The following is a 17089-nucleotide window of genomic DNA, read 5'->3' as shown; positions in this document are numbered from 1 at the left end:
AGTGCTAATTTATTTTATTTTTTAAAAAATAGTATATAGTATATAGTATATAATTAAAAAGTTTCACACTAATTTCACATCTAAAAAATATAATACACATTACATTTTTAGATGTAATAAAAGGATTTCAATGTGATAAAAATTTTATTTGTATACTTCTATATCTTTGTTTTTGTACTTAGTGCTAAAGTAGTTAGTGTTGATGAATGCATCGATAAAACACTCAAAAATCACCCTGATGTTAAAAAAGCAGCCCTAGGTATTTTTGAAAAAAAATCTTCTGTAGATATTGCTAAAGCGGATTATCTTCCACAGATAAATGTGAGTGCTCAATATAACCCAATCGACACTTTCGCTGTGCCGAAGGATAATCAGTTTGAAACTATTGAAGATGACAGCTGGCGAGTTGATGCGGTGCTAAATCAAAAAATATATGATTTTGGAAAAACCACTTCAACTATTAAAGCATATGAAAAAGATGAAAATATAGCCAATCTTTCTCTAAATGATGCAAAAGCTCTCCTGGTTTACAATGTAAAAAATCAGTATAATTTAGCACTTTTAAAAACAAAAGAGATTGAGGTAAGAAAAAAAGATTTAAAAACAAAAGAAGAACTTTATAAACAAGCAAAAGCGCTTGTTTTACAAGGTTTAAAAACAGAAGCGGATGCAACTAGCATACTAAGTGAACTCTATATTGCTCAAGACAACTTAGCTATTGCCAAAGCTGATCTCAATAAAGCACTTACAACTCTCTCTCTTTATACAGGAGAAAGATTAGATGCAGATACTCAACTTAAAGAGAGTGTAGAGGTCAAAAATCAAAATATAATGAGTTCAGATATGCTTTTTAAAGATATTTTATCTAAAAACTTATTGCTTAAAAGCTCACAGGAAGAGATAAAAAAAGATGCTTTAATATATAAAGCCACAAAAGCTCAAAACTTAGGTTCAATAGATGCTATAGCTTCATATAATTATCAAAATTCACTTAATGAGTATGATGAATCCTTGGTTGGAGTAAGTATTACTGTTCCAATTTACAACGGTGGAAGAATAAGTGCTCAAACACAACAAGCACGCATCGCAAAAGAGATAGCAAAAGAGTCGTATAATTCCCAAAAACTCCTACTTCAAGAGGAGGTGGAAAATTTGGTAATTGATTTACAAAGATATAGATATACCATAAAAGCTAAAGAGGCTCTTATAGAGTCGTCAAATGCAACAAAAGAGATAGTTGAAGCAAGATACAAAGAGGGACTTGCAACCTATATAGAAGTACTTGATGCATCATCAACATATCTCTTTGCTAAACTTGGACTTCTTGAAGCCAAATTCAGCATCAATAATATAATAAACAGATTAGATTATCTACAAGGACAAATTCAATGAACAAATGGCTAAAATATACAATAATTACACTATTTATCGCTATTGGAGGCGCTCTATTTTACAATAAAGTATACATTGTAAAATCAACATTTGCTACAACAAAACCGACAAAAGGAGATCTTCATATAACAGTGCGCGGCATTGGAAATGTTGATGCTAAAAATATATACACTATTACGGCGCAAAGCGGCGGAGAGATAGAAAATATATACTTTGATGAGGGTCAATGGGTTAAGAGGGGTGATCTTCTTTTAACGATTGATCCGGTAGATCTTCCTATGCTTCTTGATGAACAAAAAGTAGCACTTAAAAAAGCTAAGCAAGAGGTTCAAACAACACAAAGTGATCTTGAAAGTCTCAAAGCGCAAAAAACACTTATTTTAGTAACATACAATCGTTACAAAAAACTGTTGGAACAGAAATATGTAACGCAAGCAGAATATGACAAAGCAAGCAGCGATTTGCAAAATATAGATGCGCAAATAAATGCTTCTAAAGCAAAAATTGCTTCTGCAAAACTAGAGATTCAAAGATTGCAAAAGAGTATGGAAGCGATAGATGCAAAACTGCAAAGATTTAAAGTTTACTCTCCTGTTGATGGTTACATTATTTCAAAAGAGGCAGAAGCAGCGCAATATGTCCTGCCGTCTGCACCTGTTTTTAAAATAGTAGATCCAAAGACATTATGGGTTGTGGCAAATATTGATGAAAGAGTGGCAAAGGGTATCAAGCTTGATCAAAAAGCTTCTATTAAACTTAGATCACAGCCAAATGTAAAATTAAACGGAAATGTTGAAAGAATAGTAGCTATAAGCAATCTTGTTACACTTGAGAGAGAGATAGCGATAGGATTTGAAACCACTCCGATTCCGTTTTATATTAATGAGCAGGCTGAAGTAAATATAAAAGTTCAAAAGTATGAAAATGTTGTAAAAATTCCTCTTAATTTAATTACTACTAAAGATGGAAAAAAAGGAGTCTGGGTAGCAAACAGCGATAATGCATACTTTCATCCGATTTCTATTTTGGCACAAAATGACGAAGAAGCAGCCATTTCATCAGGAATAGATGCGGATACTGAACTGTTAGTACCTACAAGCAGCAACAAACCACTTAGTGACGGCATGAAGATATACAGATGATTAATTTAGCAAAAAGAGATATTGAGCACACCCTTGGCAAATTTATAGTCACCGCTATGGGTGTTGGGATGTTGCTTGGAATTGTTCTTATTATGATTGGCGTATACCGTGGCATGATGGTAGAAGCGGAAATATTACTTAATGATATTGGCGCAGATATGTGGATAGTTCAAGAAGACACCTTAGGACCTTTTGCCGAATCCTCAAGAGTTCACGAGGACCTTAAAAATATCATCTATGTAATGCAGGGTATAGATAAAAGTGAAGCAATGACTTTTCAAAATATCCAGCTACCACAAAAAGACAAGTCAGTTCTTGCCGTTGCAGTCGGATATGATATCTATGGAGCTATTAATCCCATCAATCCTAAAAGGTTGATAAAAGGACGAAAACTAAAAAATGACCATTATGAAATTGTAGTTACAGACAAGACAGGCTTTCAACTAGGAGAAGAAATAAAACTCGGAAGAAATTTTTATAAAGTTGTCGGCATTACAAGTAAAACAGTTTCAAGCGGTGGAGATCCTCTTGTCTATATAAGTCTAAAAGATGCCCAAGAGCTACAGTTTTTATACTCAAACAAAGAGATACAAAACGATGAAGCAAGAGGAATAGAAAATTCGGAATCTTACAGAGTAAACGCGATTGTCGCAACTGTTAAAAATGGTTTTGATGTCGATAAAGTGGCCCATGATATAAGAAAGTGGCAACATAAAAATGTATATACGGACAAGCAGCAAAGAGATATACTCACAAAAAATCTAATTGAAAAATCTTCTAAACAGATAGGACTATTTACTATTATATTGGTTATAGTCTCAACAATTATTATTGCTCTTATTATTTATACCATGACATTGGAAAAAATGAAAGAGATATCTATTATGAAGCTTATGGGGCTTCCAAACACTCTTATTATAGAGATGATTGTTAAAGAGACAATACTCCTTGGTATTTTTGCTTTTATTTTTGGAAATATATTTTCACACTTAATTTACGATAAATTTCCTAAACTTGTTGTGTTGCAAATTCCCGATGCATGGATACTTTTTGGCGTAATTGTTTTTGCATCTATTCTAGCCTCTTTTGTAGGTGTAAAAAAAGTAATAAGCGCCGACCCGGCAGCAGCAATTGGAGGATAAAATGAGCAAGCATAGTGCTATTAAAGTTCAAAATTTAGTCAAAAATTTTGGTAAAGATGATAATTTAGTCCGAGTAATTGAAAATGCGTCATTTGAGATACAAAAAGGAGAAGTTGTTGCACTGATTGCTCCAAGCGGTGCAGGAAAAACAACTCTTCTTATGATGATAGGGTGTGTTATAGAACCAACAAGCGGAGAGATTTGGCTAGGAGAAAACAAAGTTTATCATGATAAATGGTTAGCTAAAGATACAAGACGCATAAGAAGAGAAAAGATAGGATTTATATTTCAAGCTCATTATCTTGTCCCTTTTTTGAATGTTTTAGAGAACATAACACTTCTTCCGCAGGCAAACAATGTAAGTGAAAAAGAGGCAAAAGAGAAGGCAATGGAACTCTTAGAGTATCTTGAAATTGCCGATAAAGCAAATAATATGTCATCACAGCTCTCTGGAGGGCAAAATCAAAGAGTTGCCATTGCACGCGCACTTGCAAACAATCCAGAAATTATTCTAGCGGACGAGCCTACAGCTGCACTTGATGGAGAAAGAGCTGTTAGTGTTATAAAAATGCTCAAAAAAATTGCAAGAGAGCAAAATGTAGCAATCATCACCGTTACACATGATGAAAGGATTCTTCCATATTGTGACAAAATTATGAAAATACAAAACAGAGGTATAGTTTTTCACGAACTAAAAGAAGAGAATATATTGTAATATATCGGACCAAAGAGTGTCCGATATAAAAATTTTAAAAAAATTAAAACTGCGGTTGAAGAAAAGGAATAACTTGCTTTTTACGGCTAAGTACACCATCTAACCATGCTTGGTTGTCTTGAATTTTTACATTAAATGCTTTTTCAACTTTTGAAACATCATCACTTAAAACTAAAAGCTGTGATCCTTCTTTCATAATATCGGTTAAAAGAATAATAATAGTATGAAGACCCTCCTCCTGCTTTATAAGTTTCATATCTGCAAAAAGTTCACCTATTCTATCATTTAATGCCGAAATATCAACCATTTCAAGCTGACCTATCCCGACTTTGGTGCCATTCATATCAAAAGCTTTATAATCTCTCATATTAAGATCTCTGGCACTTGCGCCTTCTATAGCCGATTTTGCTATAAACATCTCCATACCTAGTGCTTTGTAATCATCAATATGAGAAATTTTTGCTAAATCTTTTACTGCTTTTGTGTCAGCTTTAGTGCATGTTGGAGATTTAAAGATAACCGTATCACTTAAAATTGCACACATCATCATTCCCGCTAAATTTTTTGGAATAGCAACCCCATAATAGTCAAACATTTCTTTTATAACCGTATTTGAACATCCGATAGGTCGTATCCAACACTCAAGTGGAGTATCTGTTGTTATATCGCCTAATTTGTGGTGATCTACTATACCCAAAATAGTCGCCTCTTTTATATCTTTTGGAGCTTGGGCAAGATCTGAAAAATCTACCAGATAGACCTTTTCACCTGCATAAGAGGTTTTAAGTTCAGGTTCCTCTGCTCCAAATCTTTTAAGTATAAACTCCGTCTCTGGAGAAATATCGCCTTGACGCGTAGGCACACAATCTTCACCTAGTTGATTTTTCAAATAAGCTAAAGAGATAGCACCGATAATAGAATCAGAATCTGGATTTGTATGACCAAAAATATATGTTGACATGTATTAACCTTTTATTGTTTAGAGAAATTTCGTTTTAATAAAAAATTTCACTTTGTTTTTGAAATTATACTAAAATTTTCTAGATGATATATTTTAGAGGAATCATTTCTAACAATAATGATATAATTTTTAAATGAATGAAGAGATAAAGAGTAATATTACAGATATATTTTTATATCACGGTTTAATATTTTTGACCGGTCTTTTAATAATAATCGTGTTAATCCACATGCTTTATAATAGGCGGACTCCAAGCAGTATAATTGCCTGGCTTCTTTCTATTATTCTTATCCCGTATATATCCATATTTTTATACTTTATAATTGGCTCAAGAAAACGAAAAAACAGATATAAAAAAGAAAATTTAGTACTTAAAAATAAAAATACGGACAATAATATACAAAATAATATCGACAGAATTTTAAGAAATTATAAAATAGCCGATGCCCAAAGAAACGAAGAATTTAAACTTTTTCTTGATGCAGTTCAATTTTATAATGAATTTTTAAACTGCATACAAAATGCAAAACAATCAATCTATATCAGCACTTTTATTTTTGAGTATGACAAAGTTACAAAAGAAATTATAAAAGCTTTAATAAAAAAAGCAAAAGAGGGAGTTGAGATAAAAATACTTATCGATTCCATAGGTTCCATAAATCTTTATTTACTTCAATATAGACTTAGAAAACTAAGAAATGCCGGTGCAAAAATTGAATTTTTTATGCCTATATTTGAAATGCCTTTTAGAAACTATATAAATCTCAGAAATCATAGAAAAATATATATCTTTGACAATGAAAAAGTTTTAAGCGGAGGAGCAAACTTATCTTTTGAATATTTGGGACCAACTTACAGCAAAGAGAGATGGGAAGATATTATGTTCTCAATTGTCGGTCCATCTGTAGAGCAATTTTTTGAAATATTTGCTTCAGACTGGCTTTATGCTTCTCAAGAAAAATTGACATTTGCACAAAACGGCAAAAATAGAGAGATAGATGGCGATATATTTCTGCAAGTTGTTCCATCTGGACCGGATATGGATAAAGACACACTTTATGAGGTACTCCTATCTGCAATATATGGCGCAAAAGAAAAAATTTATATAATAACTCCATATTTTATACCAAATAATTCTCTTATCCAAGCGCTTATTATTGCTCATCACAAAGGGGTTGATGTAAAATTAATCACACCAAAAGAGGCTAATCACACTATAGTAAATCTAGTTAGAAGTTCTTATATGAGAGAACTTGAGGAAGCCGGAATAAAGATATATCTATATAACGGCTCACTGCTGCATGCAAAAGCCATGCTTTTTGACAGTCACAGCGTAATGCTTGGAAGTGTGAACTTTGACAACAGAAGTCTCTTTTTAAACTATGAGGTTGTAACTTTTGTTTATTCCGGCAAAATCATAAAAGAGGTAGAAATATGGACACAAAAACTTATATCTAATTCCTCTTTTGGAACAAAAAATGTATCTTATGGCAAAAGAGTTTTTGAAAACCTTATGCGGATATTAGCACCGCAACTTTAAGGCTGGAATTTTATTATGTTTAAACCAAATAGTTTGCTAAAATCATTAAAACATCAAGAATCTGAGTTAGGCATGGAGTTTAGTCTTTTATGTTGGAATGTTGCAAAACTTACTCTTAAAAGCTCATATAAAGCATTTATTGATTCACTTATACAAAACCATAACTTCGATATATTACTGCTTCAAGAAGTAAAAAAGAGTATTCCTCATGAACTAGAACTACATGACTACTCTTATGTTTTATCGCCTAATATCGAGACAAAAAAGCATGTTTTTGGGGTACTTAGCGCTTTTAAAACATCGTGTGAGAGTGAACTCTCTTTGCTGACAAAAAAACAGGAACTGCGCTACACAACACACAAAGTATCACTTATTACACACCATAAAATTTCACAGGAGCAGACACTGCTTGTCGTCAATCTTCATGCTATCAACTTTGTACGAAATCTTGATTTTAAACATGAATTGAATTCACTTTATGAAACTATCAGTTCACATAAGGGAGCAATGATCGTGGCGGGTGATTTTAATACTTGGAACTTAAAAAGAGTACGCTTTTTAGAGGAGTTTGCAGAAAATCTTTCTCTTAAAAAAGTGATATTCAGCAATGAAATACATCTTAAAAAAATTTTCACAAACTCAATAGATTATATCTTTTACAGAGATTTGAATCTTACCTACTCCGAAGTGATAGACAGCAAAAAAATCTCAGACCACAACCCTATTATTGCAAAATTTAAATATTAATCTATAAACTCTACAACCTCTTCAAACGGCACTCTTAATTGAGATGATTATTTATTGATTCTGTAGCCAAAAGGAAGTACTAAAGAAAGTTGATATTTTTTAATATCAATATTTAAAATTCTCTCTACATTTTCTTTCTCAAACCCCTCTATCGGGCAGCTGTCTATCCCAAGAGTAGCTGCTTTTGTCATCATATTTGCAGCAGCAATATAAGTTTGTTTTGCAGTCCAACAAAGTATGTTTTCATCGCTGCTTAGAGTTTTGCTCAAATGTGATGCATATTTTTGCATATAAAAATCAAGCATCTCCTGCGGCATCTCTCTTCTTGAAAATCTCTTCTTAACGACTCCACTCTCCGGTTTTACATCTTCTATCGCAGCAAGTATAACCACTAAATGGGAGCATGAAGTAACCTGAATTTGATCCCAGCAGTAAGGTCGTATTTTTGCTTTTAACTCTTCGTTTTTAATTACCAAAAATTTCCATGGTTCCATGCCAAACGATGATGGAGATTTTCGCCCTGCTTCGAGTATATCTATTATATCTTTCTCTGATATTTTCTTATTTTCGTTAAACACTTTACACGCATGCCTAAAATCCATAGCTTCATTAAAACTTTTTTCCATAAAGATAGCTCCTAAGTCATAATTTAAATAAAAGATTATATACTTCCATTCTTAATTTAAACGCAAAATAAATAGAGACTATTTTGCTGTATTAACTGTTACAAGACCAAAAATTGCTTGTCACAAAAAAGAAATACAATATAAAAGAAATAAATTTATGGAAAATTTTGCACTTATTTTTAGCGCTATTTTTATAGGATATATTATAAATAAATTAGATGTTTTTCCAAAAGACACACCTCTTATTTTAAACCAATTTATTCTCTATATTTCAGCTCCAGCTTTAGTCCTTCTTCAAATTCCAAAATTAAACTTCTCTTTTGAGGTTATGATTCCTGTTTTTATAGCTTGGCTTGTAATGAGCATAAGCGCTTTGGCAGTTTTATACTTTTCAAAATTGCTCACATTTACAAAAGAGATAACAGGTGCTTTGATGCTTGTAGCAGTCTTGGGTAATACTTCTTATCTAGGAATACCAATGATTCAAGCTTATTTTGGAGAATCAGCGCTTGGATATGTTGTAATGTATGATCAATTAGGCTCTTTTATAGCGCTTTCTACCTATGGAACTTTTGTATCAATCTATTATTCAAATACACAAAATGTTGATATAAAAGTACTATTTCTTAAAATATTAACATTCCCGCCATTTTTGGCTCTAATCATTGCTCTTTGTTTTATTGGCACCACATTTCATCCGGTAGTAGAGAGTGTGTTATCTTCACTTGCTAGCACAATTATTCCTTTGGCTCTTGTAGCAGTCGGTCTTCAACTTCAATTCAAACTTCCATCAGAAGACATAAAACCATTTACACTGGCTTTGGGAATTAAACTTATCTTAGCTCCCATTTTAGCAATTATAATTTGTAATATATTTTCTTGGAATAGTAAAGCTGCTTTAATATCCATAATGGAAGCTTCTATGGCACCTATGATTACTGCAGCTGCAATTGCTTCTATGGCAGGACTTGCGCCGAGGCTAAGTTCTGCTATTGTTGGCTATGGAATTATATTTTCATTTTTTACAACATGGGTTGTTTATAATTACATAACATAACAAAAACAGATGAAAATTTATATATTTTTTAAACTATTCTTTAAAATGCCATTTATCATATTTTTAAATATAAAATAGTGTGCAGGGACTAAAGAGTACCAATAGAGTCTGCCCCATATCCCTTTTGGATAAAAATAGGCAGATTGGATAAGTCTATCCCCCTCTATCTTAAACTCAAGCCAAGCATGACCCGGCAATTTCATTTGAGCAAATAGAAGCAGTCTCTCATTTTCCTTTAAATCTTCAACTCTCCAAAAATCAAGACACTCGCCTAGTCTTAAATCACAGCTATCTCGTCTGCCGCGATTAAGCCCTACTCCGCCCAATGCTTTGTCGGCAATGCCCCGCAACTCCCATAAAAAATCATAATCAAACCAGCCGTTCTCGCCGCCTATTGATTTAATAGCCTTAAACACCTTCTCTTTATCATAAGCACTGATATCGGCTTCTTTTCTATCTACGAATATAGCGTCATTTATCTCTTTTGCGTGCGTCTGCTCCCATGATGAACCCTCCGCATCGCTCCATCTGCTTATTACCTGATTCTCTTCTATCTCGCTTACTGCTTTTTGTACGGCTTGGATATAATTCATAGGTTCAATATTTGGAAAATATTTTTTAGCATTATCGTTTTGAACAGTTACTTCGCATTTTAAACCCTCTATCAATGCTTTTGCAACAATAAAAGGAACGGGTGTAAAGAGATTAAGCCAGTAGGATGAAAAATTTATACTCATAAACGGAACAGGAATAAGATATCTTTTAAGTTCAAGTGCTTTTGCTGTTTGTAGCATCATATCTCTGTACATCATTTTTTGTGAACCTATATCTACAACTAAATTTTTATCATACTCAAGATAGAGAGATGAAATAAGATAGTTGATAACATCATCAACCGCAATCGGCTGCGCATATGTATTGACCCATTTTGGAGTTATCATAACAGGGAGTTTTTCAACAAGATTTCTTATAATCTCAAAACTTGCACCTCCAGATCCTATTATCACGCCTGCACGCAGCCAAATACTTTGAACACTATCAGAAGAGCTGAGTATCTCTCCTGTTTGTATTCTACTTAAGAGATGCTCACTTGTATCGCTGTTTTTAACGCCAAGTCCGCCAAGATAGATAACTCTTTTTACACCGCACTCAGAAGCAATATCTATAAAATTTTGAGCTGAGAGATTATCTAAATCCTTATAATTTTTTTTATTAAGAGAGTGAATAAGATAATAAGCCATATCTATTCCATCTAACGCTTTTTTTAAAGCATCCCTGTCAAATGTGTCCCCTTCTATCACTTCAAAATTTTTAAGTATATCCTCTGAGAGACTCTTTTTATTTCGCACAAAAATTCTAAGCTCTACATCTTTTTGATTTTTAAGTGCATTTTTCAATCTTCTTCCGATATATCCATTTGCACCTGTTAATAAAACTTTTATCATAAAATCCCACTTTTGAAATAAAATCATACCCGCTCTTATAAAGAGAACTATTGTGAATTTAAAACAATTCTACCTAAATTTATTTGCAATATATGTTAAAATTGCACTGTTTTTTATCTAAATAAAATTTGAAATTTATTAGTAGGAATGTTTATGCAAAATTTCATAAATGAAATTGATTTTCAAGCTCTTTTACAAGTTTCTATAATAATCGGCTCAAGCATACTCATTTCAATAATTGCCTATTTTATATCTAAAAAATATATAATAAAAATTATACATAAACTTATTTTTAAAACAAAATCAGAGCTGGACAATACATTTATTAAAACAGGTTTTTTTGAGCAGCTTGCCCATCTTATTCCTCCTGTTGTAATTCTTTATTTTTCTCAATTTTATCCACAAAACATAAGCAGCAGTGTTTCTCAAATAATCAAATTTTGGATAGCTGTTGTAATTATAAAAACTATAGATAAATTTTTATCAACTACTCTAGAGATATATAACACTCTGGAAATTTCAAAAGACAAACCCATAAAGGGTTATATCCAGCTTCTAAAAATGATTGTTTATATCCTTGGTTTTATTATCGCCGTATGTGTTTTAGTTGGCATTTCTCCATGGGGAGTTCTAAGCGGTGTTGGTGCATTTACCGCCGTTTTGATGTTTATATTTAAAGATACAATCCTCTCTCTTGTTGCAAGCGTGCAAATTGTTGCAAATGACCTCTTTAGAGTCGGCGACTGGATAGAAGCTGAAAATTTTGGTGCAGATGGAGAAGTTATCGATATCGCCCTGCACTCGGTAAAGGTTCAAAACTGGGATAAAACCATAGTTACTATTCCGACTTATAAATTTATGGAGAGCTCTTTTAAAAACTGGAGAGGCATGGAAAAGAGCGGCGGCAGAAGAATTAAGCGCTCTTTGTTTATAGATGTAAACTCTATCAAATTCTGCAACACTGAACTTCTAGAAAAACTAGATAAAATAGAGATTTTAAAAGAGTATCTCAAAGAGAAACAAAAAGTTGTCGATACAACAGATGAAATAACGCTTAACAAAAGAAAACTTACAAATATAGGAACTTTCAGAGAGTATATAAAAAGATACTTGGAAAATAATCCAAATATAGACAGCAAAAATTTCACTTTTATTATAAGACAGCTTCAGCCAACTTCCAAAGGTGTTCCTCTTGAAGTCTACGCTTTTAGCAATAAAAATAAATGGGCAGAATATGAAGCAGTACAATCAGATATTTTTGACCATCTTCTTGTAGCGCTTAAAGAGTTTGACCTAAGACTTTATCAAGAACCATCGGGAGAGTTAGGCACTCTTAAATAACCCTCTCTATATACTCTTTGATCTCTTCTGCACTGCCTTTAAAGACCACCTGCTTAGAGCGTTTTTGTATCTGATAATCATACATTGGATCATAATAGTTTTGCAGAAGATACGCTACCCACTCTTTGTAACCATCAAATGAGCTGTTTCTCTTCTGCTCCTCTAAAGCATTTTTAAAAAGCATACACACCTCACTGTACTTTTGATTTCCAAGTCGTTTTTTTATCCGATACATGGCATTTTCTATGCTTTCTTGCCAAACTTTGAAAGCATCTGTAAAACCTGCACTCTCATACACTTCTTGCGCTTTAACAACATACTCATCTAAAGTTATCTCTATTCTCTTATCTATTGGCGTTTCAAGTATAACAAGCGGTGCTTTGGACATCACAGGTATAAAACTATCAGGCATAAAAACAGTGCCGATATGTTTTCCTTCATCTTCAAAAACAAGAGTTTTAAGCCCCTCTTCTCTTTTTTGAATCAATCTATATGCTAAATTATTCTCAAAATTAATCTGTGAGGTTTGCGGTGTGATTTTTTGCCCAAAAGAGGAGCCTCTGTGGTTTGCAAGTCCTTCAAGATCGATTGCATTTTGCATCTTTTTAAGCTCTATTGTTTTTCCTGAACCGGTTCTTCCGCCGAGAATTATAGGCTTAAATTGTTGATTAAAATGTTCAAGTTCATTTAGCAAATAACCTCTAAAGGCTTTGTATCCGCCCTTTAAACGAACTATCTTTCTGCCTTTTTCTTGCATCCAGCTCTGTGCTATCTTAGAGCGCTGTCCGCCTCGAAAACAATAAAGCAAAGCATCAGGATTTGAATCCATAAAATCAAGCCATGCCTGCACACGCTTCTCTTTTATATCTCCTCTTACCAGTTGATGCCCAAGCTCTAGAGCTTTTGCATTTCCGTTGTTTTTATAACATATTCCTATATCGTGCCGCTCTTCATCATTCATAATAGGAAGATTTGCAGCATGTAAAAATGATCCTTTTTTAAACTCTACCGGTGCACGGACATCAATTAAAGGAGTATTATTTACAACAATTGATTTAAAGTCATCAAAAAGTTCATTCACTTATAAAACCTCTATTAAATATTTGCCTTGTGCTGCTGTTTCACCGATTGGCTCAAGTTCTAAACCTGCCGCACGCACTGTTTTGTAAAATGCATCTAAACCATCTTTTTTAACTATAACAAGAAGTCCGCCTGAGGTTTGTGCATCGCAGAGTATCTCTCTTTGCATGTCACTCATCTGAGAAATTTTATGGCCGTAACTCATAAAGTTTTTACGAGAACCGCCAGGTATACAGCCAAGCGCTCTATATTTTTCAACATTTCTTAGAAGCGGGACTTTCTCAAACCATATATTTGCACTTATTCCACTTGCTTCGCACACTTCGCTCAAATGTCCTAAAAGACCAAATCCTGTAATGTCTGTCATAGCTAAAACACCATCAAGAGATGCCAAAGCACTCCCCTGTTTATTGAGTGTAACCATAGCTTCAATCGCTGCATCTATGTCGCCTACTTCAATCTTTTTTTGTTTTTGAGCGGTTGTAAGTATGCCGATACCTATAGGTTTTGTTAGAAATATAAAACAATCTTCCTCGGCACTGTTGTTTTTCATAAGGTTTTTATTCTCTACCAAACCCGTAACAGCCAATCCAAAAATCGGCTCGGGAGAGTCTATAGAGTGCCCGCCGGCAAGAGGAATACCCGCATCTTCACAAACAGCTCGACCTCCTTCTATTACCTGACGCGCCACATCTGCGCTTAGCTTATCTATCGGCCATCCAAAGATGGAGATAGCCATAAGAGGCTTCCCTCCCATCGCATAAATATCACTTAGTGCATTTGTAGCAGCGATGCGCCCGAAAGTAAAAGGATCATCTACTATAGGCATAAAAAAATCAGTTGTAGAGAGAACAGATGTGCCATTGCCCAAATCATAAGCAGCTGCGTCATCTTTATGCTCATTTCCCACAAGAAGCTGTGGATAGAGAGCAGTTGAGATGTTGGTTTTTAGTATCTCATCAAGAAGCATTGGAGAGATTTTACATCCGCATCCTGCTCCATGACTATACTCTGTTAATTTTATTTGCTCCACTCTTTTCCTTTAAAATTATTATTTAATTTGCTTTTTTATTTATGAAGTAAAAGCTCTTTTGCAAGATATTCGCCCGTATAAGAGAGAGTTTTTTTATGCTCGTCTGCTACCTTTTCAGGGCTTCCCTCAGCGATTATAAGACCGCCGCCGCTTCCGCCTTCAGGTCCCATGTCTATGATGTAGTCGGCATTTTTTATCATGTCGAGATTATGCTCAATTATAAGCACCGAGTTGCCAAGCTCTACAAACTTATGAAGAACACCAGTCAGCCTGTCCACATCTGCAAAATGAAGTCCTGTTGTCGGTTCGTCAAGTATATAAAGTGTCTTGCCCGTATCTTTTCGGCTAAGCTCTTTTGAAAGCTTGATTCTCTGAGCCTCACCTCCTGATAGTGTTACTGCATTTTGACCAAGAGTAATATAGCCAAGACCAACATCCACAAGTGTTGAGAGTATCTGATTGATTTTAGGAATAGGTTTAAAAAATTCATATGCCTCTTCTACGCTCATTTTAAGCACTTCAGAGATATTTTTTCCTTTATACAACACTTCTAGCGTTTGTTGATTGTAGCGCGTGCCCTTACATGTGTCACACTTAACCATAATGTCAGGCAAAAAGTGCATCTCAATCTTGTTTTCGCCCTCGCCTTGACACTTCTCGCATCTTCCGCCTTTGACATTGAAGCTAAATCTAGAACTCGTATAGCCTCGTATCTGTGCCTCTTTTGTCTGTGCGAAAAGATTTCTTATCTCATCCATGACGCCCGTGTATGTTGCGGGGTTTGATCTCGGAGTTCGCCCTATCGGACTTTGGTCGAGATAGATCACTTTGTCTACATGTTCTAATCCAGTTATCTCAACACCTGCTACTTTGTTAACCTTTCTTGCATGATTTAAAAGCTCTCTTGCTGTCGGAAGAAGTGTTTGAAGCATCAAAGAGCTCTTTCCGCTTCCGCTCACACCTGTTATACAGACAAAATTATTGAGAGGGATTCTTGCACTTAGATTTTCTATATTGTTAAGTGTCACATTTTTAATCTCTATAAACTTATCCTGTTTGCGTCTGTAAAAATACTCAATCTTTTTTCTGCCGTAAAGATAGTCCGCGGTCAGTGTTTTTGCCTTTTTTAACTTCTCAAGCGTTCCTGCAAAAACGACCTCTCCGCCGAATTTTCCTGCACCCGTTCCGATATCTACTATAAAATCTGCATTCTCTATGGTCTCTTTGTCATGTTCGACGACGATAACGCTGTTCCCCTTCTCTTGAAGGCTTCTAAGGGTGCGGATAAGTTTTAGCGTATCTCTCTCATGCAATCCGATGCTCGGCTCATCCAAAACATATAAAACACCAGTTAAACCGCTGCCGATCTGCGAAGCAATGCGGATTCTCTGCGCTTCTCCTCCGCTTATAGTTCTTGCATCGCGCCCAAGGGTAATGTAACCAAGTCCAACATCAAACAAAAAGTAGAGCCTCTCTCTAATCTCATTTAAAATAGGTGCTGATATCTGCTCATTCTGCTTTGAGAGAGCAGAAAAGTTGCTCTCTTCTTTAAACCACTCATGGCTCTTTGCAATAGGCATATCCAAAATCTCTGCAATTCCTTTGCCCGCCACCTTTACTGCAAGTGATTCTCTTTTAAGTCTATGTCCATTACAGACATTGCAGACCTTCTCACTCATATAATCAGCCAACTCTTTCTCATCTTTGAACATATCGTATGCTATCTTGATGATTCCAGGCCAGACCCGCTTTACCTCATGGTTTTTCCACAGAAAGCTCACTTCATCGATGCCGCCGTGGAGTATCGCTTTTTGTTTATACTCAGGCAGTTCTGAGTACGGCACGGTGATGTCAATGTCGTTTGCCGCACAAAAGCCTTTTAAAAAGGTAAAGTAGTACCCTTTGTTAAAGCCGTAAACGATCTTTATGGCACCCTTTTCTATGCAGAGATCTCTGTCTATTATCTTATCTTGATCTAGTGCATAGCGAAGTCCAAGACCGTCACACTCGCTGCAAGCTCCCTTTGGAGAGTTAAAAGAGAAAGAGAGGGGTTCTAGAGGATCAAAACTTATCTTACAGTCAAAACATGCATTATGTTCGCTATAGTGGATGCTTTGACTTTTGAGACCCAGCTCTTCATAGTTTAGTATATCAACCTCCAGCTCTCCATAGCTCTCTTTAAGCGCTTTTTCAACATCAGCGGCTATTCTCTCTTTGTTCTCCTCTTTGACTACGACTCTGTCAACAACAACTTTTATAGTATGTTTTTTTGTTTTGCTAAGCTCTATCTCTTCATCAAGCCTTACCATTACGCCGTCAATCATGGCGCGTACATACCCTTTGTGTACCAAAGATTCTAAAATATCATGAAAACTTCCCTTTTTTTCACGCACTAAAGGTGCTAAAAGAACAAGCTTTGCTCCCTCTGGAAGTTTTGCAACTTCGCCAATTATATCCGAAGCACTCATTTGAGAAATTTTTTTGCCGCATTTATGACAGTGCTGCACTCCAATGCGTGCATAAAGAAGTCTTAAATAATCATATATTTCAGTAATTGTTCCAACTGTTGAGCGCGGATTTTTAGAAGTTGTTTTTTGATCGATGGCAATAGCAGGAGTAAGCCCCTCGATCTTATCGACATCAGGTTTGCCGACACGATCTAAAAACTGTCTTGCATAAGATGATAAAGACTCCATGTAGCGTCTCTGTCCCTCAGCATACAGGGTATCAAAAGCCAGGGTTGATTTTCCACTTCCACTCAGTCCCGTAAAAACAACTAGTTCATTTTTAGGAATTTCTAATGATATATTTTTTAAATTATTCTCCCTTGCACCTATTATTTTAATTAACTCTTTTTTTTTCATTATT

The 17089-nt window shown here is 34.8% G+C and carries 14 protein-coding genes; 8 read left to right on the top strand and 6 right to left on the bottom strand.

Annotated features, from left to right (window positions below; all coding sequences use genetic code 11):
• Positions 1–132 precede the first annotated feature (132 nt).
• The 4 genes from FJR47_RS04715 to FJR47_RS04700 are packed head-to-tail and all read left to right on the top strand — an operon-like array spanning position 133 to position 4391.
• Complete coding sequence (locus tag FJR47_RS04715) at positions 133–1392, top strand: TolC family protein (RefSeq protein WP_152299303.1); 1260 nt, start codon at positions 133–135, stop codon at positions 1390–1392.
• Positions 1389–2534 carry an efflux RND transporter periplasmic adaptor subunit gene (locus FJR47_RS04710; RefSeq protein ID WP_152299302.1) on the top strand — a complete coding sequence of 382 codons (1146 nt, stop codon included), beginning with the start codon at positions 1389–1391 and terminating at the stop codon, positions 2532–2534. Before FJR47_RS04715 ends, FJR47_RS04710 begins: the two co-directional genes overlap by 4 nt.
• Positions 2531–3676, top strand: a complete 1146-nt coding sequence (locus FJR47_RS04705) for an ABC transporter permease (RefSeq protein ID WP_152299301.1) — start codon at positions 2531–2533, stop codon at positions 3674–3676. The genes FJR47_RS04710 and FJR47_RS04705 overlap by 4 nt, the downstream gene beginning before the upstream one ends.
• 1 nt (position 3677) lies before the next feature.
• A complete protein-coding gene (locus FJR47_RS04700) occupies positions 3678–4391 on the top strand; it encodes an ABC transporter ATP-binding protein (protein WP_152299300.1) in 714 nt (237 codons plus the stop codon).
• 43 nt (positions 4392–4434) lie between these two features.
• Here FJR47_RS04700 and FJR47_RS04695 read toward each other — a convergent pair whose 3' ends face one another.
• Positions 4435–5352: a manganese-dependent inorganic pyrophosphatase gene (locus FJR47_RS04695; RefSeq protein ID WP_152299299.1), complete on the bottom strand. Its 918-nt coding sequence runs from the start codon at positions 5350–5352 to the stop codon at positions 4435–4437.
• A 133-nt stretch (positions 5353–5485) separates the two neighbouring features.
• Here FJR47_RS04695 and cls point away from each other — a divergent pair, with 133 nt between their 5' ends.
• Positions 5486–6892: a cardiolipin synthase gene (cls, locus tag FJR47_RS04690; RefSeq protein ID WP_152299298.1), complete on the top strand. Its 1407-nt coding sequence runs from the start codon at positions 5486–5488 to the stop codon at positions 6890–6892.
• A 15-nt stretch (positions 6893–6907) separates the two neighbouring features.
• Positions 6908–7639, top strand: a complete 732-nt coding sequence (locus tag FJR47_RS04685) for an endonuclease/exonuclease/phosphatase family protein (RefSeq protein WP_152299297.1) — start codon at positions 6908–6910, stop codon at positions 7637–7639.
• Positions 7640–7686: 47 nt separating this feature from the next.
• On the opposite strand, the gene FJR47_RS04680 is transcribed toward FJR47_RS04685, so the two are convergent.
• Positions 7687–8265, bottom strand: a complete 579-nt coding sequence (locus tag FJR47_RS04680) for an NAD(P)H-dependent oxidoreductase (protein ID WP_152299296.1) — start codon at positions 8263–8265, stop codon at positions 7687–7689.
• Between the two features lie 157 nt (positions 8266–8422).
• Here FJR47_RS04680 and FJR47_RS04675 point away from each other — a divergent pair, with 157 nt between their 5' ends.
• Complete coding sequence (locus tag FJR47_RS04675; protein ID WP_152299295.1) at positions 8423–9322, top strand: AEC family transporter; 900 nt, start codon at positions 8423–8425, stop codon at positions 9320–9322.
• A gap of 17 nt (positions 9323–9339) precedes the next feature.
• On the opposite strand, the gene FJR47_RS04670 is transcribed toward FJR47_RS04675, so the two are convergent.
• Positions 9340–10794: an SDR family oxidoreductase gene (locus FJR47_RS04670; RefSeq protein ID WP_241855425.1), complete on the bottom strand. Its 1455-nt coding sequence runs from the start codon at positions 10792–10794 to the stop codon at positions 9340–9342.
• Positions 10795–10920: 126 nt separating this feature from the next.
• Between FJR47_RS04670 and FJR47_RS04665 the strand changes: the two genes are divergently transcribed.
• Positions 10921–12108, top strand: a complete 1188-nt coding sequence (locus FJR47_RS04665) for a mechanosensitive ion channel family protein (RefSeq protein WP_188093753.1) — start codon at positions 10921–10923, stop codon at positions 12106–12108.
• Here FJR47_RS04665 and mnmH read toward each other — a convergent pair.
• From mnmH to uvrA, 3 genes are read right to left on the bottom strand one after another with little or no spacing between them, the layout of a single operon-like run.
• Positions 12101–13189, bottom strand: a complete 1089-nt coding sequence (mnmH, locus tag FJR47_RS04660) for a tRNA 2-selenouridine(34) synthase MnmH (RefSeq protein ID WP_152299293.1) — start codon at positions 13187–13189, stop codon at positions 12101–12103. The genes FJR47_RS04665 and mnmH overlap by 8 nt on opposite strands.
• Positions 13190–14221, bottom strand: a complete 1032-nt coding sequence (selD, locus tag FJR47_RS04655) for a selenide, water dikinase SelD (RefSeq protein WP_152299292.1) — start codon at positions 14219–14221, stop codon at positions 13190–13192. It lies immediately after the preceding gene.
• A gap of 35 nt (positions 14222–14256) precedes the next feature.
• Positions 14257–17085 (bottom strand): excinuclease ABC subunit UvrA, encoded by a 2829-nt coding sequence (gene uvrA, locus FJR47_RS04650; RefSeq protein WP_152299291.1) that lies wholly within the window; start codon positions 17083–17085, stop codon positions 14257–14259.
• Positions 17086–17089 lie beyond the last annotated feature (4 nt).

Source organism: Sulfurimonas xiamenensis (genome assembly GCF_009258045.1).
GTDB lineage: Bacteria > Campylobacterota > Campylobacteria > Campylobacterales > Sulfurimonadaceae > Sulfurimonas > Sulfurimonas xiamenensis.
This window is presented reverse-complemented; position numbering and strand designations above follow the sequence as displayed.

Bases quoted from the DNA above. Each gene is read 5' to 3' on its own strand.
- FJR47_RS04710 (WP_152299302.1), top strand. From the start codon at position 1,389: ATGAACAAATGGCTAAAATATACAATAATTACACTATTTATCGCTATT.
- FJR47_RS04705 (WP_152299301.1), top strand. From the start codon at position 2,531: ATGATTAATTTAGCAAAAAGAGATATTGAGCACACCCTTGGCAAATTT.
- FJR47_RS04700 (WP_152299300.1), top strand. From the start codon at position 3,678: ATGAGCAAGCATAGTGCTATTAAAGTTCAAAATTTAGTCAAAAATTTT.
- FJR47_RS04695 (WP_152299299.1), bottom strand. From the start codon at position 5,352: ATGTCAACATATATTTTTGGTCATACAAATCCAGATTCTGATTCTATT.
- cls (WP_152299298.1), top strand. From the start codon at position 5,486: ATGAATGAAGAGATAAAGAGTAATATTACAGATATATTTTTATATCAC.
- FJR47_RS04685 (WP_152299297.1), top strand. From the start codon at position 6,908: ATGTTTAAACCAAATAGTTTGCTAAAATCATTAAAACATCAAGAATCT.
- FJR47_RS04680 (WP_152299296.1), bottom strand. From the start codon at position 8,265: ATGGAAAAAAGTTTTAATGAAGCTATGGATTTTAGGCATGCGTGTAAA.
- FJR47_RS04675 (WP_152299295.1), top strand. From the start codon at position 8,423: ATGGAAAATTTTGCACTTATTTTTAGCGCTATTTTTATAGGATATATT.
- FJR47_RS04670 (WP_241855425.1), bottom strand. From the start codon at position 10,794: ATGATTTTATTTCAAAAGTGGGATTTTATGATAAAAGTTTTATTAACA.
- FJR47_RS04665 (WP_188093753.1), top strand. From the start codon at position 10,921: ATGCAAAATTTCATAAATGAAATTGATTTTCAAGCTCTTTTACAAGTT.
- uvrA (WP_152299291.1), bottom strand. From the start codon at position 17,085: ATGAAAAAAAAAGAGTTAATTAAAATAATAGGTGCAAGGGAGAATAAT.